The sequence below is a fragment of the Pseudarthrobacter sp. NPDC092424 genome, from assembly GCF_044754925.1.
Lineage (GTDB): Bacteria > Actinomycetota > Actinomycetes > Actinomycetales > Micrococcaceae > Arthrobacter.
The window spans coordinates 75,624-94,772 of sequence record NZ_JBIVQC010000007.1; the positions used below are offsets into that span (position 1 = coordinate 75,624).

19 protein-coding genes are annotated in these 19,149 nt (G+C 66.7%); 12 read left to right on the forward strand and 7 right to left on the reverse strand.

Annotated elements, in window-relative coordinates:
- The first annotated feature begins 172 nt into the window (after positions 1–172).
- Genes ACIQCN_RS11550 through ACIQCN_RS11575 form a run of 6 tightly spaced genes read left to right on the forward strand, consistent with a single transcriptional unit; the run spans position 173 to position 6,589 of the window.
- Entirely contained in the window at positions 173–1,651 is a 1,479-nt protein-coding gene (locus ACIQCN_RS11550; protein WP_400611056.1) for a fumarylacetoacetate hydrolase family protein, read from the forward strand.
- Entirely contained in the window at positions 1,651–2,334 is a 684-nt protein-coding gene (locus tag ACIQCN_RS11555) for a GntR family transcriptional regulator (RefSeq protein WP_400605299.1), read from the forward strand. Before ACIQCN_RS11550 ends, ACIQCN_RS11555 begins: the two co-directional genes overlap by 1 nt.
- Before the next feature lie 12 nt (positions 2,335–2,346).
- On the forward strand, positions 2,347–3,876 hold the full coding sequence (hpaE, locus tag ACIQCN_RS11560) for a 5-carboxymethyl-2-hydroxymuconate semialdehyde dehydrogenase (RefSeq protein WP_400611058.1): 1,530 nt from the start codon (positions 2,347–2,349) through the stop codon (positions 3,874–3,876).
- A 54-nt stretch (positions 3,877–3,930) separates the two neighbouring features.
- Positions 3,931–5,013 (forward strand): 3,4-dihydroxyphenylacetate 2,3-dioxygenase, encoded by a 1,083-nt coding sequence (gene hpaD, locus ACIQCN_RS11565; protein ID WP_400611060.1) that lies wholly within the window; start codon positions 3,931–3,933, stop codon positions 5,011–5,013.
- A gap of 2 nt (positions 5,014–5,015) precedes the next feature.
- A complete protein-coding gene (gene hpaH / locus ACIQCN_RS11570; RefSeq protein ID WP_400611061.1) occupies positions 5,016–5,801 on the forward strand; it encodes a 2-oxo-hept-4-ene-1,7-dioate hydratase in 786 nt (261 codons plus the stop codon).
- The gene (locus tag ACIQCN_RS11575) at positions 5,786–6,589 is read left to right on the forward strand and encodes an HpcH/HpaI aldolase/citrate lyase family protein (protein WP_400611063.1); all 804 of its coding nucleotides are present in this window, start codon (positions 5,786–5,788) and stop codon (positions 6,587–6,589) included. Before hpaH ends, ACIQCN_RS11575 begins: the two co-directional genes overlap by 16 nt.
- 21 nt (positions 6,590–6,610) lie before the next feature.
- Here ACIQCN_RS11575 and ACIQCN_RS11580 read toward each other — a convergent pair whose 3' ends face one another.
- The 7 genes from ACIQCN_RS11580 to ACIQCN_RS11610 all read right to left on the reverse strand — a co-directional run bounded on the left by ACIQCN_RS11580 (position 6,611) and on the right by ACIQCN_RS11610 (position 15,003).
- Positions 6,611–7,972 (reverse strand): phenylacetate--CoA ligase family protein, encoded by a 1,362-nt coding sequence (locus tag ACIQCN_RS11580; RefSeq protein WP_400611065.1) that lies wholly within the window; start codon positions 7,970–7,972, stop codon positions 6,611–6,613.
- Between the two features lie 8 nt (positions 7,973–7,980).
- The gene (locus ACIQCN_RS11585; protein ID WP_400611137.1) at positions 7,981–8,379 is read right to left on the reverse strand and encodes a hypothetical protein; all 399 of its coding nucleotides are present in this window, start codon (positions 8,377–8,379) and stop codon (positions 7,981–7,983) included.
- Positions 8,380–8,559: 180 nt separating this feature from the next.
- A complete protein-coding gene (locus ACIQCN_RS11590) occupies positions 8,560–8,985 on the reverse strand; it encodes a heat shock protein transcriptional repressor HspR (protein WP_400605313.1) in 426 nt (141 codons plus the stop codon).
- 15 nt (positions 8,986–9,000) lie between these two features.
- A complete protein-coding gene (locus ACIQCN_RS11595) occupies positions 9,001–9,972 on the reverse strand; it encodes a DnaJ C-terminal domain-containing protein (protein WP_400605315.1) in 972 nt (323 codons plus the stop codon).
- A gap of 95 nt (positions 9,973–10,067) precedes the next feature.
- A complete protein-coding gene (locus ACIQCN_RS11600) occupies positions 10,068–10,754 on the reverse strand; it encodes a nucleotide exchange factor GrpE (RefSeq protein ID WP_400605316.1) in 687 nt (228 codons plus the stop codon).
- A gap of 2 nt (positions 10,755–10,756) precedes the next feature.
- Positions 10,757–12,622, reverse strand: a complete 1,866-nt coding sequence (gene dnaK, locus ACIQCN_RS11605) for a molecular chaperone DnaK (RefSeq protein ID WP_400611067.1) — start codon at positions 12,620–12,622, stop codon at positions 10,757–10,759.
- A gap of 158 nt (positions 12,623–12,780) precedes the next feature.
- Positions 12,781–15,003, reverse strand: a complete 2,223-nt coding sequence (locus tag ACIQCN_RS11610; RefSeq protein WP_400611069.1) for an MMPL family transporter — start codon at positions 15,001–15,003, stop codon at positions 12,781–12,783.
- Between the two features lie 160 nt (positions 15,004–15,163).
- On the opposite strand from ACIQCN_RS11610, the gene ACIQCN_RS11615 reads away from it, so the two are divergent.
- From ACIQCN_RS11615 to ykgO, 6 genes are all read left to right on the forward strand, one after another.
- Positions 15,164–15,628 (forward strand): MarR family winged helix-turn-helix transcriptional regulator, encoded by a 465-nt coding sequence (locus ACIQCN_RS11615; RefSeq protein WP_400605321.1) that lies wholly within the window; start codon positions 15,164–15,166, stop codon positions 15,626–15,628.
- A 9-nt stretch (positions 15,629–15,637) separates the two neighbouring features.
- A complete protein-coding gene (locus ACIQCN_RS11620) occupies positions 15,638–16,456 on the forward strand; it encodes a methyltransferase domain-containing protein (RefSeq protein WP_400605323.1) in 819 nt (272 codons plus the stop codon).
- A 124-nt stretch (positions 16,457–16,580) separates the two neighbouring features.
- Positions 16,581–17,204, forward strand: coding sequence for a LysE family transporter (locus ACIQCN_RS11625; protein ID WP_400605325.1), 624 nt, complete (start codon positions 16,581–16,583; stop codon positions 17,202–17,204).
- 148 nt (positions 17,205–17,352) lie between these two features.
- Complete coding sequence (locus tag ACIQCN_RS11630) at positions 17,353–17,928, forward strand: low molecular weight protein-tyrosine-phosphatase (RefSeq protein WP_400611071.1); 576 nt, start codon at positions 17,353–17,355, stop codon at positions 17,926–17,928.
- A gap of 49 nt (positions 17,929–17,977) precedes the next feature.
- Positions 17,978–18,973: a GTP-binding protein gene (locus tag ACIQCN_RS11635; RefSeq protein ID WP_400611073.1), complete on the forward strand. Its 996-nt coding sequence runs from the start codon at positions 17,978–17,980 to the stop codon at positions 18,971–18,973.
- A gap of 47 nt (positions 18,974–19,020) precedes the next feature.
- Positions 19,021–19,143 (forward strand): type B 50S ribosomal protein L36, encoded by a 123-nt coding sequence (ykgO, locus tag ACIQCN_RS11640; RefSeq protein ID WP_011693081.1) that lies wholly within the window; start codon positions 19,021–19,023, stop codon positions 19,141–19,143.
- Positions 19,144–19,149 lie beyond the last annotated feature (6 nt).

Sequence of the window (19,149 nt, forward strand, 5' to 3'; positions counted from 1 at the left end):
ATCAGGTTCGATATTAGAAATAGCTGGGCTGGTTTCCAACTTTACGCCGGATGTAACGCGGGCGACAAGGGGCCCCTGGCCGCCCCGGACGCCGTCGAAGGGAGGGGTTGACGGACCCGACGCAACGCGCCATAGTGATCGTATACGATTTCGTACCTGATGAGGAGAAGCTTTGGAGCAGGTCAACGAGGACACGCTGGCGTCAACGCGCAAGGTGATCGCGGTGCACATCAACTACCCCAGCCGGGCGGCCCAGCGCGGCCGCACCCCCGCCCAGCCCTCCTACTTCCTCAAGCCCTCCAGCTCCCTGGCACTGACCGGCAGCACCGTGGAGCGGCCGGCGGGCTGTGAACTGCTTGGCTACGAGGGCGAGATCGCCCTGGTCATCGGCAAGGCGGCCCGCCGCGTCAGCATCGAGGACGCGTGGAGCCACGTTGCCGCCGTGACCGCCAGCAACGACCTGGGGGTGTACGACCTGCGCTGGGCGGACAAGGGGTCCAACCTCCGGTCCAAGGGCGGGGACGGCTTCACCCCGGTGGGCCCGGCACTGATCCCGGCAGACGCCGTCGACCCCGCGCAGCTGCGGATCCGCACCTGGCACAACGGCCACCTGGTCCAGGACGACACCACGGAAGACCTCCTCTTCCCGTTCGCCCGGCTGGTGGCGGACCTGTCCCAGCTGCTCACCCTGGAGGAGGGGGACATCATCCTGACCGGCACCCCGGCCGGCGCGTCGGTGGCCAAGCCCGGCGATGTGCTCGAGGTGGAGGTCTCCGCCAGCAACCTCACCACGGGCCGGCTGGCCACCACCGTTGTGGAAGGCACGACGCCGTTCGCGGACTTTGGTGCCGGGCCCAAGGTCGATGACCTGCAGCGGGAGGAAGCGTACGGCTCGCGCGAAGCGGCGGGGCTGGCACCTGCTGCGGAAGCCGCTGTCGGACCTGCATTGTCCCCGGAGCTGAAGGCCAAGCTGGAATCCGTGGCCACCGCCACCCTCTCCTCGCAGATGCGCAAGCGCGGCCTGAACAATGTCAGCATCGATGGCCTGCAGGGCACTCGCCCGGACCGCCGCGTGGTGGGACTGGCCAGGACCCTGCGCTACGTGCCCAACCGCGAGGACCTCTTCAAGACCCACGGCGGCGGTTTCAATGCGCAGAAGAAGGCCATCGACTCGGTCAACGAGGGCGAAATCCTGGTGATGGAGGCCCGCGGCGAGAAGGGCACGGGCACTGTTGGTGACATCCTGGCCCTTCGCGCCCAGGTCCGCGGCGCCGCAGCCATCATCACCGACGGCGGTGTCCGCGACTTCACCGCCGTGGCGGGGTTGGACATGCCCACGTACTTCGCCAACCCGCACCCCGCGGTCCTCGGCCGCCGCCATATCCCCTGGGACACGGACATCACCATCGCCTGCGGCGGTGCCACGGTCCAGCCCGGCGACATCATCGTGGCCGACGCCGACGGCATCCTAGTCATACCGCCGGCCATCGCCGAAGAACTGGTGGACGACTGCATCCAGCAGGAGAAGGAAGAAGCTTTCATCTTCGAAATGGTCAAACAGGGCAACAGCGTTGACGGCCTCTACCCGATGAACGCCGAATGGCAGAACAAGTACGCGGAGTGGGAACGAATGGGAAGCAGGAAAAGCTGATGACTGAAACAGCCGTCACCGACCTCCCCGCTGCCGCTCCCGGCAGCAAGTCCGAACAGGCGTACCGGGCCGTCAAGGCGCGGATCGTCGAGGGCACCTACACCCCCGGGTACCGGCTGGTGCTGGGCACCATCGCCAAGGACCTCGGTTTCAGCGTGGTCCCGGTCCGCGAAGCCATCCGCCGGCTGGAGGCCGAGGGCCTGGTGAAGTTCGAACGCAACGTGGGCGCTACCGTAGCCGGCATCGACCCCACCGAATACCTGTACACCATGCAGACGCTCAGCATCGTGGAGGGTGCCGCCACGGCGCTGTCGGCCCCGCTGATCGATGCGGCGGCCATCGCACGCGCCCGCGCCGTGAACGAGGAAATGCGCGAATGCCTTGAACACTTCAACCCCGTCCGGTTCACCCAGCTGAACCAGGACTTCCACAGCGTCCTCTTTGAGCACTGCCCCAACCCGCACATCCTGGACCTGGTCCACCGCGGCTGGAACCGGCTGGCCGCACTGCGGTCCTCCACGTTCCGCTTCGTCCCCGGCCGGGCCCGCGAATCCGTGGCGGAGCACGAAGGGCTGCTGCAGCTCATCGAATCCGGCGCCGATCCGGACACCATCGAAAAAGCCGCCCGCCAGCACCGGGCGGCCACCCTGGACGCATACCTCGCCCAAGCAAAGCACCAGTAAAGGACATCAACGATGACGACCTCCGTAGAAACCTCCCGGCACTACGTCCCGAAGGACCTGCCCGCACATATCCAGCACTACATCAACGGCGAGTTCGTTGACTCCGTGGGCGGGAAGACCTTCGACGTCCTGGACCCGGTGTCCAACCGCAACTACGCCACCGCCGCGGCCGGCCAGAAAGAGGACATCGACCTGGCCGTCGCCGCCGCCCGCGAAGCTTTCGTGAACGGCCCGTGGCCGAAGATGAAGCCCCGTGAGCGGGCCCGCGTCCTGAACAAAATTGCGGACGCCGTCGAAGCGCAGGAAGCACGCCTGGCCGAGCTCGAAACCTTCGACACCGGCCTGCCGATCACCCAGGCCAAGGGCCAGGCCCTGCGCGCGGCCGAGAACTTCCGCTTCTTCGCGGACCTGATCGTGGCCCAGTTCGACGACGCCATGAAGGTCCCCGGCTCGCAGATCAACTACGTGAACCGCAAGCCGATAGGCGTCGCCGGCCTGATCACGCCGTGGAACACTCCGTTCATGCTGGAGTCCTGGAAGCTCGCCCCGGCGCTGGCCACCGGCAACACCGTCGTCCTGAAGCCGGCCGAGTTCACCCCGCTCTCCGCCTCGCTCTGGGCCACCATCTTCAAGGACGCCGGCCTCCCTGACGGCGTCTTCAACCTGGTCAACGGCCTGGGCGAGGAAGCCGGCGACGCCCTGGTCAAGCACCCGGACGTTCCGCTGATCTCCTTCACCGGCGAGACCACCACCGGCCAGACGATTTTCCGGAACGCGGCGGCGAGCCTCAAGGGCCTCTCCATGGAGCTCGGCGGCAAGTCCCCGTGCGTCGTGTTTGCCGACGCCGACCTGGACGCCGCGATAGATTCCGCCCTGTTCGGGGTCTTTTCCCTGAACGGCGAGCGCTGCACGGCCGGGTCCCGCATCCTGGTGGAGCGCGCGATCTACGACGAGTTCTGCGAGAAGTACGCCGCCCGGGCCCGGAACATCGTGGTGGGAGATCCGCACGATCCCAAGACCCAGGTGGGCGCCCTGGTCCACCCGGAGCACTACGAGAAGGTCGCATCCTACGTGGAGATCGGCAAGTCCGAGGGACGGCTCCTGGCCGGCGGCGGCCGCCCCGACCACCTGCCCGAAGGCAACTACATCGCACCCACCGTGTTCGCCGACGTCGCCCCCGACGCCCGGATCTTCCAGGAGGAAATCTTCGGACCCGTCGTGGCCATCACCCCGTTCGAGAACGACGACGAGGCCCTCGCCCTGGCCAACAACACGAAGTACGGCCTCGCCGCCTACATCTGGACCCAGAACCTCACCCGGGCCCACAACTTCTCGCAGAACGTCGAGGCCGGGATGGTGTGGCTGAACAGCCATAACGTCCGCGACCTGCGCACCCCGTTTGGCGGCGTCAAGGCCTCGGGCCTGGGCCACGAGGGCGGCTACCGCTCCATCGACTTCTACACCGACCAGCAGGCCGTGCACATCACCCTCGGCCCTGTGCATACTCCTAAATTTGGCCACACCCCCGAGTTCGGCGCGTAAGCCGGCCGGCCGCCGTCGGACTTTCACAACCCCTTTCAAAGAAGAGAGACCATCATGACCAATTTCGTCCCCACCCCCACGGTCCCGGCACCGGACATCGTCCGCTGCGCCTACATGGAGATCGTGGTCACGGACCTCGCGAAGTCCCGCGAGTTCTACGTTGACGTCCTGGGCCTGCACGTCACCGAGGAAGACGAAAACGCGATCTACCTGCGCTCCCTGGAGGAATTCATCCACCACAACCTGGTGCTGCGCAAGGGACCCATCGCCGCCGTCGCCGCCTTCGCCTACCGGGTGAAGTCGCCCGCCGAAGTGGACGCCGCCGAGGCCTACTACCGCGAACTCGGCTGCCGGGTGGAGCGCCGCAGGGAAGGCTTCACCAAGGGCATCGGCGATTCGGTCAGGGTAGAGGACCCGCTGGGCTTCCCCTACGAGTTCTTCTACGAAGTGGAGCACGTGGAGCGCCTCACCCAGCGCTACGACCTCTACTCCGCAGGCGAGCTGGTCCGCCTGGACCACTTCAACCAGGTCACCCCGGACGTCCCGCGCGGCCGGGCCTACCTGGAGGACCTCGGCTTCCGCGTCTCCGAGGACATCAAGGATTCCGACGGCGTCACGTACGCTGCGTGGATGCACCGCAAGCAGACAGTCCATGACACCGCCCTCACGGGCGGCAACGGCCCGCGCATGCACCACGTCGCGTTCGCCACGCACGAGAAGCACAACATCATCCAGATCTGCGACAAGATGGGCGCCCTGCGCATCAGCGACCGGATCGAACGCGGCCCCGGACGGCACGGCGTCTCCAACGCGTTCTACCTCTACATCCTGGATCCGGACGGCCACCGCGTGGAGATCTACACCCAGGACTACTACACGGGCGACCCGGACAACCCCACCATCACCTGGGACGTCCATGACAACCAGCGCCGCGACTGGTGGGGCAACCCGGTGGTCCCGTCCTGGTACACCGAGGCCTCCCTGGTCCTGGACCTGGACGGCAACCCGCAGCCGGTGGTCGTCCGCGAGGAAAAGAGCGAAATGGCGGTGACCGTGGGGGCCGACGGATTCTCCTACACCCGCAAACCGGACGAGGGCGCGCAGGCTGAAGGCTTCAAGCTGGGGGCGCAGCTCTAGTCATGCTGGACGCCGAGACGATTAAGGCCATCGCGGACGAGCTGCTGGAAGCCGGCCGAACCCGCACCCCTGTTCCCCTCCTGACAACCCGCTACCCGGGCATGACGGTGGAGGATTCCTACGCGGTCCAGCAGCTGTGGCGCCGCCGTAACGAGGAAGCCGGCAGGACCCTCGTGGGGCGCAAGATCGGCCTCACATCCAAGGCAATGCAGGCCGCCACTGGCATCACCGAGCCGGACTACGGCGCCATCTTCGATGACATGGTGCTGGAAACCGGCTGCTCGGTGGAATGGGATCGGTACACCCATCCGCGGGTGGAGGTGGAGCTGGCATTCGTTCTCAAGGACGGTCTCAAGGGCCCCGGCGCCACCATCTTCGATGTCCTGAAGGCCACCGACTATGTTGTTCCCGCCCTGGAGATCCTGGATTCCAGGATTGAGATGGAGGGCCGGACCATCGTGGACACCATCTCGGACAACGCCGCGATGGGCGCCATGGTGATCGGCGGGAACCCGGTAAAGCCGGATGCGGTGGACCTGCGCTGGGTCCCGGCCATCCTCTATAAGAACCAGACCGTGGAGGAAACCGGCGTGGCCGCCGGCGTCCTGGACCACCCGGCCAACGGCGTGCACTGGCTGGCCAACAAGATCGCAGCACACGGTGATTCCCTGAAGGCCGGGGACATCATCCTGGCCGGCTCCTTCACCCGCCCGATGTGGGTGTACAAGGGCGATACCGTCCACGCTGACTACGGACCCCTGGGGAGTGTCACATGCCGCTTCGAATAGAGGACACCTTCCGGTCCGCGCTGGCTTCGGCCAAGCGGCCGCTGGCCGGGATGTGGATCTGCTCCGGCAGCCCGCTTGTCGCCGAGCTCTGCGCCGGGTCCGGCCTGGACTGGCTGCTGGTGGATGCGGAGCACAGCCCCAACGGGCTCGAGTCCGTCCTCGCCCAGCTCCAGGCGATCCACGGTTACCCGGTCCACACCGTGGTCCGGCCGCCGGTCAACGACACCGTGGTGATCAAGCAGTACCTGGACTTGGGCGTGCAGAACCTGCTTATCCCCATGGTCAACTCCGTGGCTGAAGCCGAGGCCGCCGTGGCAGCCACCCGCTACCCGCCCCACGGCGTCCGCGGCGTCGGCTCGGCCCTGGCCCGCGCCGCCCGCTGGAACCGGATCCCGGACTACCTGGCCCGGGCCAACGAAATCATCAGCGTCACCGTCCAGATTGAATCCACCGCCGCCGTGGACGCGGTCGGGGACATCCTGAAGGTCGACGGCGTGGACGCCATCTTCCTCGGCCCCTCCGACCTCGCGGCATCAATGGGCCTGCTGGGCCAGCAGGAACACCCCGAGGTGCGCGCCGCCGTCGAACGCTGCCTAGCCGCTGCGAAGGCGGCCGGGAAGCCGGTGGGCGTCAACGCCTTCAACCCGGACACCGCCCGGCACTACCTCGCCAACGGCGCGGACTTCATCCTGGTCGGAGCCGACGTCGCCCTCCTGGCCCGAGGCTCCGAAGCCCTCGCCGCGCAGTACATCGAGCCGGCCGACGGCGACCCGCACGCCAGCTACTGAGCGCCATGGCGGAAGCCGGGATCAGCCGCCGGGCAGCCTCCGCACATAGGGAGCTTTGCCCAGCGGCGTCCGTTCCAGCCGTTCCACCACCTGGACGTCCAGGGGGATCCCGGCGACGCCTGCCTTTGTCAGTTCGGCCGACACGGCAGCGCGGATCCCGTCGGCGGACAAGCCGGGCCTGATGCCCGCGACCAGGATCCGCAGGCGGGACGGCTCCTGGATGACCTGCCACCCCGAGACCGCTGCGGAGTCCAGCGCGTGGTGGAAGAGGATGGGGTGGACCCTGACGGCGCCGGTCCTGCCTGGCAGCTGGAGGACGTCTTCGAGGCGGCCCTCGACGTCCTGGAGCAGCCTGAAGGAACGCCCGCACGGGCAGCCTCGGCCGCCGAGCCTTACGGTGTCGGACAGTTCGTAGCGGATGAGCGGCAGGGTCCGGGAGAAAAGCACCGTGACCAGCAGCTTCGCGCCGGTGGTCCCCGGCTCAACCCCATTACCGTCTCCATCCACGGGTTCTACGATGACAAGGTCCTCGTAGACATGGCGGTTGCGGTGGGCGCAGGGGGAGGCGATCCCCGCCGTTTCGGTGGCGGCATACACGTCGAACGGCGTCCTGCCCCAGGCCTCCCGCATCTCCGACGCCGCCTGCCCGGTGAGGACTTCGGAGGCGGACATGACGCCTTCAGGTGCAATGCGGAGGCGTCCTGAACGCTGCTCAGCCGCCAGTGGCTGGAGGGCCGAGGCGTAACCAACCAGTACCCTCGGCTGGAAGCGGTTGAGCGCCGCAACGGACTCCTCCATGGGTGCGGTCACATCCAGCCTCAGGGTGGGAACCAGGCGGGAGCTGAACGATGCCCCCACCACGGCGGACTGGTGGGTGGGCACGCGGGAGCTGACCAGTGCCATCTTGAGCGGCCGCCAAGGGCCCGCAGCGATACCGGCCCAGTCGTTCGCCCTCGCGTACGAAGCCAGGACCGTCGACCATTCGGACCGGTTCCAGACGAACGTACCCCGCCGGCCGGTGGTCCCGGCGGTTGCAGCCGCCCACCACCTCCCCCGCCACGGCTTCCCCGGGTTACCCCCGCCGTCGGTCAAGATGCGCAGTTGATCTTCGACGTCGGCCAGCTTCAGTCCCGGCGCGGTGACCGCCTGGTCGAAGTTCTCCATGAGGTCGGCCTTGGTGACCGGCGGCAGCTGGTCCAAGGGGGCGTTTTGCAGCCCCGCGTGATGCCGCCGGTAGAACTCCGAGCCCGTATAGGCTGCCCCGCGCAGCCTCCGCAGGGACTCCTCCTGGTGGCGGGAGATCCTGGCCGCATCCCAGTGGTCTCGGGGACGCCATGCCGCACGCAGGAACAGCACACGCGCGATGAGCCGAAGGTCCGCCACGCTCGGGCCTATCCCAGGGCCGGGGCGGCGACTGCCCTGCCGGACACACGTCCTGCGAACCGGCGGCGGGCCCAGCGGGCGAGTTTCTTGCCCTTGCCCTTCCACCAGTTGTCTTCGTCCTTGTCGTGGTGCAGGCGGAAAATGATGGCCACCAGGACGAACATGGCCATCCCCACTCCCGACATGGAGGCCATCACCAGATCCACCAGCACGCTGACAGCCAGCGAGATGACGGACGGCACCGCCAGGGTGCGGAAAACGGTGCTGGCCACGTAACGGCTCTGGGACCCTGGCACGGACAGTGCTCGCACCATGTCGAAGCAGACGCACACCACCACCATGGCCTGCCCCAGGGACAGGATGACCAGACCCGGAAGGGACGCGCTGATCGCCGCCACCGATTCCATTCCCGGGCTCATCGCCGGGCCTTGCAGTGAGAACCAAACATGGAAAAACCCCCAGAACATTGAAACCGCCTGCTGCTGATCCAGCAGGTGATTCAATTCAAGGTTCCAGGGGTTGGCGGGTCACCAGTAGCGGGTACTCTACTTTCCCGCAGGGCACCGGGCCGGGTACTTGGATGCCGCTTACTGCCCCAGGGCGCGCGGCCGCCAGACCACTACGGCCTGCGAACGCGGCCGGGGACGCTGGCCGCGGGCCAGGCTCACCACATCGCCGGCCGCACCCGCAGCGAAGATGCGCGAATCGAACGGCTGCGGGCGCCGGGCCAGCTCTTCGGTCAGCTCGGACACGCGGTTCCGGAGGGCGGCCACCTGGTTCTCAAGTTCCAGGATGCGCTTGATCCCCTCGAGCGATACGCCTTCCTGGGACAGCCGCTGCACCTCGCGGAGCATGTTGACGTCCCGCTGCGAGTAGCGCCGCGATTTACCGGGCGCCCGGCGCGGCGAAACGATCCCCAGCCGGTCGTACTGCCGGAGCGTCTGGGGATGCATGTCCGCCAGTTCGGCCGCCACCGAAATCACGAAGATTGGCTGATCAGCGCTGATGTCCATGGCAATGACCGCCGGTTACAGCCGGGCCTTGGCGGCCAGGCCTTCCCGGACGTCAGCGTCCGCGGTGGCTTCGGCAAACGCCTTGACGGCAGCTTCGGCTTCTTTGTTCAGGTTCTTGGGAACCGCGACGTCGATGGTCACCAGCAGGTCGCCCGTCCCCTTGGAGGTCTTCACGCCTTTGCCCTTCACCCGCAGCGTACGGCCCGACGGCGTTCCCGCCGGAACGCGGACCCGCACCTTGTCGCCGTCGATCGTCGGGACCTCGATGTCGGCGCCCAAGGCAGCCTCCGGGAAGCTGACCGGGACATGGATGCGGAGGTTGTCGCCGTCGCGCGTGTAGAACGGGTGCGGCTTGACCGAAACAGCAACCATCAGGTCTCCGTTGCCCGCGGGGCTGGGCTGGCCCTTGCCGCGGACGCGGATCTTCTGGCCGTCCTTGATGCCGGCGGGGACGCGGACGTCGATGACCTCGCCGTTCGGTTCGCGCAGGCCGATGGTGGTGCCGCGGATGGACCCTGCGAACGAGATGGTGGTGGAAGCCGTGCGGTCCGCGCCCCGTTGCGGAGCGCGCTGGTAGCCGCCGGCGCCGCCGAAGCCGCCGAAGAGGTCCGCGAATTCCGGCGGAATGCCCCCGCCGGCCGGGTTGAACCCCCCGGCGTGGCGTCCGGTGTTGCCCGTGAAGAGGCCGCCGAACATGTCCTCAAACCCGCCGTTTGCCGCACCGGCGCCGCCCGGCGCGAACCGGGCACCGCTGCCCATGGCCCGGATGGCGTCGTACTGCTGGCGCTCCTCGGGGTCGGACAGCACGGAATAGGCCTCGGAGATGTCCTTGAACTTCTTCTCGGACGCCGAGTTGCCCGAGTTGGTGTCAGGGTGGTGCTCGCGGGCCAGCTTCCGGTAGGCCTTCTTGATGTCGGCGTCGGAAGCGTCCTTGGCGACACCGAGGATCTTGTAAAAGTCCTTGTCCACCCAATCCTGGCTAGCCAATGGCGTTTCCTTTCAAAAATCTTTGCCGAGATGGCAGTTCACAGCAATGTGGTTGCCCAACACTGCCGCGAACTGCCATCTCGCGTGGGGTAATGCTACGCAGGTACCGCGACGATGACCTGGGCCGCGCGGAGGACGCGTTCGCCTGACTTGTAGCCGGAGCGGAGCACCTGGCTGACGGTGTCAACCTCGATGTCCTCGCCGGGCTGCTGGATCAGGGCCTCGTGGATCGTGGGATCGAACTCCACGCCGGTCTGGTCGATGCGGACCAGGCCGTAGGTCTTCAGTGCGTTCTCCAGCTTGGCTGCGATCGCGGCGAAGGGGCCGTCGGCAAGGTCGCCGTGCTGCCGGGCGGCATCCACGTCATCCAGGACCGGAAGCAGGGAGTTCAGGACGCCGATGACGGCCATCTCCCCTGCCACGGCGCGGTCGCGTTCAACGCGCTTGCGGTAGTTGACGTACTCCGCCTGCAGGCGGAGCAGGTCGTTGCGGAGTTCGGCTGCCTCCGCGCTTCCCGCTTCCGCCGCCACGCCCCGGGCTACGGATTCCTCGGCCGGCACGTCCACGCCGTTAAGGATCTCCTCCGCCTGGGCGAGCGCATCGCCGTCGGAATCCTGGCCCTCCCGGCCCGAAGCCTGCGCGTCCGGGTGCCGGGCCTGCCCGGTGACCGGGTCAACCTTGCGGTTGTCCCGGATCACCGGCTCCTGGTGGCCCGAGCCGCCGTCACGGCGTTCCTGATCGCGGGAAGCGTTGTGCTCTTCCTCGTTACCGTGATGGGGCATGGCTACTTCTTCGCTTCGTCTTCGTCGATGATCTCGGCGTCAACGATGTCTTCGTCAGCCTTGTCACCGGCGGGGGCACCTTCGGCACCTGCAGCGCCGGTGGCGCCGTCAGGGGAACCGGCCTGGGCGTAGATGGCCTCGCCGAGCTTGGTCTGGGAAGCCTGCAGCTTCTCGAACGCAGTCTTCACGGCGGCATCGTCGGTGCCTTCGAGTGCCTTCTTGAGCTCGTCGACGTCGGACTGGACCTCGGTCTTGACCTCTTCAGGCAGCTTGTCGGCGTTGTCCGCGATCAGCTTGTCCACGGAGTAGGCCAGCTGCTCGGCGGAGTTGCGGGTGTCGGTTGCCTCGCGGCGGGCCTTGTCCTCGGCTGCGTGCTCCTCGGCGTCACGGACCATGCGGTCGATGTCTTCCTTGGAGAGCGCGGTGCCGCCGGTGATGGTCATGGACTGTTCCTTGCCGGTGCCCTTGTCCTTCGCGGAAACGTGGACGATGCCGTTGGCGTCGATGTCGAAGGTGACCTCGACCTGCGGGACGCCGCGCGGTGCCGGCGCGATGCCGGTCAGCTCGAACGTGCCCAGCGGCTTGTTGTCGCGGGTGAACTCGCGCTCGCCCTGGAAGACCTGGATGGCCACGGACGGCTGGTTGTCGTCCGCCGTGGTGAAGGTCTCGGACCGCTTGGTGGGGATGGCGGTGTTGCGCTCGATCAGGTGCGTCATCACTCCGCCCTTGGTTTCGATGCCGAGGGACAGCGGGGTGACGTCGATCAGCAGGACGTCCTTGCGCTCACCCTTCAGAACACCGGCCTGCAGGGCTGCACCAACGGCGACAACCTCGTCCGGGTTCACGCCCTTGTTCGGCTCCTTGCCGCCGGCCAGTTCCTTGACCAGGTCGTACACGGCGGGCATACGGGTTGAGCCACCCACCAGCACGATGTGGTTGATGTCGGAGAGCTTGATGCCGGCTTCCTTGATGACGTCGTGGAACGGCTTCTTGGTGCGCTCCAGCAGGTCCTTCGTGAGGTCCTGGAACTTGGCGCGGGTCAGCTGCTCGTCCAGGTGGACCGGGCCGTCGGGGGTGACGGAGAGGTACTGAAGCGAGACGTTGGTGCTGGTGGAGGAGGACAGTTCCTTCTTGGCCTGCTCGGCAGCTTCGCGCAGGCGCTGCAGGGCGATCTTGTCCTTGGACAGGTCGATGCCCTTGACCTTCAGCTGGTTCAGCAGGTAGTCAACGACGCGCTGGTCCCAGTCGTCGCCGCCGAGGCGGTTGTCACCGGCCGTGGCGCGGACCTGGATGGTGGAGAAGTTGTCTTCGTCCTTGCCGACTTCCAGCAGGGAGACGTCGAAGGTACCGCCACCGAGGTCGAAGACCAGGATGAGCTCATCTTCCTTGCCCTTGTCCAGGCCGTAGGCGAGAGCTGCTGCCGTGGGCTCGTTGACGATGCGCAGGACGTTCAGGCCCGCGATTTCGCCGGCCTCCTTGGTGGCCTGGCGCTCGGCGTCGTTGAAGTACGCGGGGACGGTGATCACGGCGTCGGTGACCTTTTCACCCAGGTAGGACTCGGCGTCGTTCTTCAGCTTCATGAGGATGCGCGCTGAGATTTCCTGCGGGGTGTACTTCTTGTCATCGATGGCCTTGGTCCAGTCGGTGCCCATGTGGCGCTTGACCGAGGCGATGGTGCGGTCGATGTTGTTGACGGCCTGGCGCTTGGCGATCTCGCCCACCAGGACTTCGCCGGACTTGGAGAACGCAACGACGGACGGCGTGGTGCGGCCACCCTCGGCGTTGGCAATAACGGTGGGCTCGCCACCTTCGAGAACGGAGACGACGGAGTTGGTGGTTCCGAGGTCGATACCTACTGCACGTGACATGTGTTGCTTCCTTCTTTCCTTGGAAACTTGCTGGCGCCCGCTATTGAGCGTTCTGCACTCAACTTTACTCAGGGCGCATGCGATGTCAATCCGAAGTTGAGCGAAGCTGACTCAACTTTGCATTTTGCGCCGCATGCTTGCCGGCAATTCCGCACCGTTCAGCGGGTTTCCCGGGCGTCCGCGTACGACGCCGGCACCACGGTTTCGCCGTTGGAGAACGATGGGCGGGGGTTCTGGAGCTCCTCCCGGGCCAGCTTTCCCGGCCACCAGATCTTCGGGCCGATGTCGTAGGCCAGCGCGGGGACCAGCAGGGAGCGCACCAGGACGGTGTCCAGGAGCACGCCGAACGCCACGATGAACGCCAGCTGCACCATGAACATGATGGGGATGACGCCCAGCGCGGCGAACGTTGCCGCGAGGACCACCCCGGCGGAGGTGATCACGCCGCCGGTAACGCCAAGGCCGCGCAGGATTCCGGGGCGGGTGCCGTGCTTCAGGGACTCCTCCCGGACCCGGCTCATCAGGAAGATGTTGTAGTCCACGCCCAGGGCCACCAGGAACACGAAGCCGAACAGCGGCACGGTGGCATCGGCACCGGGGAAGCCCAGGATGTTGTTGAACACGAACGCCGCCACCCCCATGGCCGCCGCGTAGGAGAGCACGACTGAGAGCACCAGGAGGACCGGCGCGATAATCGACCGGAGCAGCAGCATGAGGATGAACAGAATGACCAGCAGGACGATCGGGATGATGATCAGCAGGTCCCGCTGCGCCGTGGTGTTGGTGTCCAGGGCGATCGCCGTCACGCCGCCCACCAGGGCGCCGGAGTCCACCGCCTTCACGTCAGCGCGCAGGGCCTTGACGGACTCCTCGGCCTCAAGCGAATCGGCGGCGGCGTCCAGAGTCGCGTTGATCAGCACCTTTCCGTCCCTGGCCGCCGGGGCGCTGGGGGTTCCGGGAGCTCCGGTGATGGGAACACCACCCTCAGCCAACAGATATGCCTCGCCCACGCCGTCGGCCGCTTTCACCGTTTCCAGCACCTCCGGCGCCTTGCCCTGCTCCGCAACCACGACGGCGGGGCTGCCGCTGCCGGCATCGAAGTGGCGGGCCAGTGCTTCCTGGCCGTCCACAGCACTGGAGGCCGACAGGATGACCTCCGTCTGCGGAACGCCGTTGGCCTTGAGCTGGAGCACCCCGGCGGACGCCACGAGCAGCAGCAGGACCGAGGCGACCCACACGGTGCGCGGCCGGCGCCGGACCAGGGAACCGGTGGCCCGCCACAAACCCTTCTGCCCTTCAAGTCCGGTGACCAGCTCGGGTTCGCGTTCGTCGTCGGGCAATAGCTTGGGACGGAAGGGCCAGAAGGCCGCCCGGCCGGACAGCGCCATCAGGGCGGGAAGCAGGGTCAGCGCGGCGAACAGCGCACAGAGGATGCCGGCCGCGGCCACCGGACCCAGCCCTTTGTTGGAGTTCAGGTCGGAGAACAGCAGGCACAAAAGGGCGATGATCACCGTGGCACCGGAGGCCAGGATCGGCTCGAAGGAAGCCTTCCAGGCGGTGAGCGCGGCAGCCGTCCTGCTGGTGGTGTGCGTGAGCGCTTCGCGGAACCGCGCCACGTAGAGGAGTGCGTAGTCGGTAGCCGCGCCGATCACCAGGATGGAGAGGATGCCCTGGCTTTGCCCGTTGAGCTGGATCCAGCCCGCCTTGGCCATGGCGAACACCAGGAGGATGGCCGCGCAAAGGGCAAACACGGAGGTCAACAGGACCATGACCGGCAGCAGGATGGAGCGGTAGACGACCAGGAGGATGACCAGCACCGCCGCCAGTGCCACCAGCAGCAGGAGTCCGTCGATGCCGGCGAAGGCGCCGGTGAGGTCCGCCGCGAGGCCTGCGGGGCCGGTCACGTAGGACTGCATGCCCTCCGGCGTCCCGGCGGAGGCGGTTTCCCGCAGTTCCTGCACGGCCCCCTCGAGTTCCAGGGATTCGCTGACGGGCACGATGAACTGCACCGCTTCGCCGTCTTCGGAAGGGATGGGCCCGATGACGGCGCTGCCCAGCTCCAGGCCTTCCAACTCCGCCTTCAGGCCGGCAGCCTCACGCAGCTCGGCCGGGGTAAAGGGTTTCGAATTTTCAATCACGATGACACCCGGAACCTCATCCGCGTCCCGGAACCTGGCCTGCCAGTCCTGGGCCGCGGTTGCTTCGGCACTGGCCGGCAGGAAGGAGGCCTGGTCATTGGAGGAGACCTCCTCCAGCCTGCCGAAGGTGGGGCCGCCGATCCCGGCAAGCGCCAGCCACGTAAGGACCAGGACTGTGGGAACCAGCCACCGCAGCCAGAAGGGTGCCTTAGTGGTTACTGGGCCCGCGTGCTTTGCTCTCATGCTGCCTTCCCCGGCGTCGGTGTTTCATCAACAGATTATCTCTACTATAGAGATAAGTGACAGTCTAGATTTCTTTGGCCGCACCGGCTAAGGGGTAGGATCCGTTCGGGCTGTTGGACCGCCCGGAAGATTTCACTACGACTGCAAGAGGAGGCGGGCAATGGCCGGCACCGGACCAGCCGCGGGGCCGCACCCGCTGGTGCGCCTCCTCCAGGAGTTCACATTGGAGGCCAACCGGTACGTGGACACCGCCGGCGCGCGGAAGGACATGCACCGGACGGACCTTAATGCCCTGGCCGTGATCATGCGCCACACCGCCAGGGGTGCCGTAGTCACGCCCGGCGTGCTGCGGAAGGAACTGAATCTCAGCTCCCCCGCAACCACTGCACTGATCGACCGGCTGGACCAGTCCGGGCACGTAGTCCGCGAGCGCGCCAGCACCGACCGCCGCCAGGTTGAACTGAAGATGACCCCCAAGGCGTACCAGGACGGCAGCGTCATCTTCGCCCCGCTCTCGCGCCACATGGGGGAAGCGCTGGCTGCTTTCACGCCGGAGGAACTCGAGGTGGCGACGCGCTTCATGACCGCCATGGTGGAAGCGACGGTGGCCGCGCGGGAGGAGTAGCGTTTGGTTATGAGTGCGCAGCAGCCCGAAGATGATGTCTACACGCACGGCCACCACGAATCCGTGGTCCGCGCCCACGCGGCCCGGACGGCCGAGAACTCCGCCGCCTTCGTGCTCCCCCACCTGCAGCCGGGGACGGACATGCTCGACGTCGGCTGCGGACCAGGGAGCATCACCTGCGACTTCGCCGGGCTGGTGGCCCCGGGAACGGTCACCGGGCTGGACCGGTCGCCGGACATCATCGCGCAGGCCAAGGCACTTGCCGGTGAGCGCGGGATCTCCAACGTCGAGTTCGTCACGGGCAACATCTACGATCTGGAGTTCAACGACGACACGTTCGACGTCGTGCACGCCCACCAGGTCCTGCAGCATCTTACGGACCCGGTGGAAGCCCTGCGTGAAATGCGCCGGGTCGCCAAGCCTGGCGGCATCGTCGCCGTGCGGGACGCCGACTTCCACGGCATGAGCTGGTACCCGGCGATTCCTGAACTCGACGAGTGGATGGAGCTTTACCAGCGGATCGCACGGAGGAACGGAGCAGAGCCCGACGCCGGACGGCGGCTGGTCAGCTGGGCCCAGGCCGCGGGATTCAGCGACGTTGCGCCCACCAGCAGCAACTGGCTTTACGCCACCGGGCAGCAGCGCCGCTGGCAGGCGCGCGTGTGGGGCGAGAGGATCCTGCACTCGGCCTTCGCGGAGCAGGCCCTGGAGTACGGCTTCGCCAACCCCGCGGACCTGGCCAGGATTTCGGCCGGCTGGCACCGTTGGGGCTCCACGGATGACGGCTGGTTCCTCATTCCCAACGGCGAGGTCATTGCCCGGGCGTGAGGGTCCTCGACACCCACGCACAAGTTGGGGCGGCTCCCGGACTTCCCCCTGATGGAGGCCCACGGCAGGCACCGGATACCGCGGCTGCCAGGGAATACCGCCCCGCCACGCGTACGATTATCAAGTGCAATTCTCCTTGTGGCTCACCCTTGCGGGCGCCGGCGCCCTGATCAGCTTCACGCCCGGAGCAGGGGCTATCAACACCATGAGCAACTCGCTAAATGCCGGCTTCCGCCGTTCCATTTGGGGCATCCTCGGCCAGCAGGCGGCGCTGGTCATCCACGTGGTGATCGTTGCCCTGGGCCTGGGGGTCCTGGTGGCCAGCTCTCCCGTGGCCTTCAACGTAATCCGGTACGCCGGCGCCGCCTACCTGGTCTACCTGGGCGTCCGGCAATTCCTGGCGAAACCCACCGTCGCCCGGGAACAGACCGCCGCACGGCGCAATGAACCCGCCTGGTCCATTTTCCGGCGGGGACTCTGGGTGAACCTGCTGAACCCCAAGGCGATTGTCTTCTTCCTGGCGTTCATGCCTCAGTTCATCCGGGCTGAGCAGCCGCTGCTGCCGCAGTATGCGGTCCTCACGGCCACGGTGGTCGCCATCGACATCCTGGTCATGTGGTTCTTCTTCGCCGCGGCGGCGCGGTCTTTCCAGCGGTTCACGCAAAATGAGCGGGGGCAGCTGGTGCTCAATCGCGTGTTCGGCGTCCTCTTCATCGCAGTGGGGATCCTCCTCGCCTTCATGCATTGAGCATGGGGAACGGTAAGGCGGGCGTCCGGACGCAGCCCAACCATGGGCCCTACCCCGTTTGACCTAAAGTCACTCATCTTTACAAAATCGTCAACCCACATGAATCCCGCGCTAGCCAAGGGCCCGATATGCGCGCATGCTTAGTCTCATGAACTCAGCGTCGAGCCCATACCGCGTCATCGCCGTCTGTACCGGAAATATCTGCCGGTCCCCCATGGTTGAGCTCATGCTCAGGGAGGCATTGAATCGCGAAGGGCTGGGCGGAACTGTAATTGTCGACTCCGCCGGCACCACCGGCTACGAGTCCGGACGACCCATTGACCCGCGGGCAGCGCGGCGCCTCGCGGCAACCCAGATCGCCTCGGCCGAGCACGTAGCCAGGGAGTGGGAACCGCGCTGGTTCAAGGACCGGGACCTCATCCTCGCCCTGGACATCGACCACTATGCATGGCTCAGCGAAGCGGCCCCCGACCAGGAGTCGCTGGACAAGATCCGCATGCTGCGGAGCTTCGACCCCGCCATGGAAGGCCTCGACCTGTTGGACCAGGGCATCGAGGACCCTTGGTATGGGGGCCATGCCGACTTCGACGCCGTCTGGCACCAGATCCATGCCGCAGTTCCGGGCCTCGTCGACCATATCCGGAGCGCCGCCCTCCGGGAAACAGCAGCCCTTTCCGGAGCCGGCATCCTATCGGGGTCCGAACTCCAACGGCAGGCGAGGTAACGCCCAGGCGATTTGTAGTTGAGAATCATTCTCAACTACTCTGTGGTGCATGCACCTCATCGTCGTCAGTTCCCTGGACGCCCTTTGCCGCCAGCAGGCCTGTGAAGACTTGGCCGCAACGCACCCCGAATCCTTGGTGGTGCTGCACGATCTCCTTGAAAACGGGGTTGTCATCCGCCGCGTCTTCGGCGGTGAGGGACTCGTTGAGCGGGAAGAGACCCTGCTCGAGCACGGCTGCCTTAGCTGCGCTGTCCGCCTGGACCTGGTACCCGCCGTCGAACGCCTGTCTGCCGGGACCGCCGGCCCCATCATCATCGGCCTGCCCCCCGCTGTTCCGGCAACGGTGGCCGTCACCGCCCTGAAGCGTGGCCTCGACCGGCCTCCGGGGCCGGGGCAGGTCCACAGCTACGAGAGAATGCTCGCCTGCGCGCCCGACGCCCTGGAGGACCACATCTGGGATTCGCACACCCTCTACGAATCCGGGTTCACGCCGGTGGTGGACGACGAACGCACGCCCGGCGAATTCCTCGTCGGTGAACTCGAGTCCGCCGACACCGTCCTGCTGGCCGAACCGGATATCGTGCCGGCGCATCCAGCGGGCCGCGACCGGGGCCTGCACCTGATCCGCGAGCTCGCGCCGCACACCCGCATAGCCCCGGATCCGGACAAGCCCGCCGCCATGCCATCGCCGTTCACCACAATCCGGCAGTCCCTGGAGCGGCCGCTCCATCCGGGCCGGTTCCGCCTCGCCCTGGGCACGCTGGCCGAGGGCTGTTGCGTGCTTCGCGGGCATCTGTGGGTGGCATCGGCGCCGGAGTGCCGGATTGCCATCCAGGGCATCGGCCCGCGCGTGTGGCTGGAAAACGTTGGAACCGTCGTCCCCGACGAGGGCAGGCTCGACGCCGGCACCGTCATCGAAGCAACGGGTGAGGACCTTGATCCGGCGGAGCTCGCGGAACTCCTGCTGCACTGCCAGCTGACGGACGAGGAACTGGCCGCAGGACTGGAGCTGCAGGACCCGTTCGGCCTGGCTGCTGCCGGCTGAACGCCACAAGGAACATAACGCAACAACACCCAACACGAGGAGAAATCATGAAGGTCAGGAATTCACTGCGGGCGCTGAAGAAGATCCCAGGTGCCCAGATCGTCCGCCGGCGCGGGCGCACGTTCGTCATCAACAAGAAGAACCCCCGGATGAAAGCCCGCCAAGGATAGCGGTAC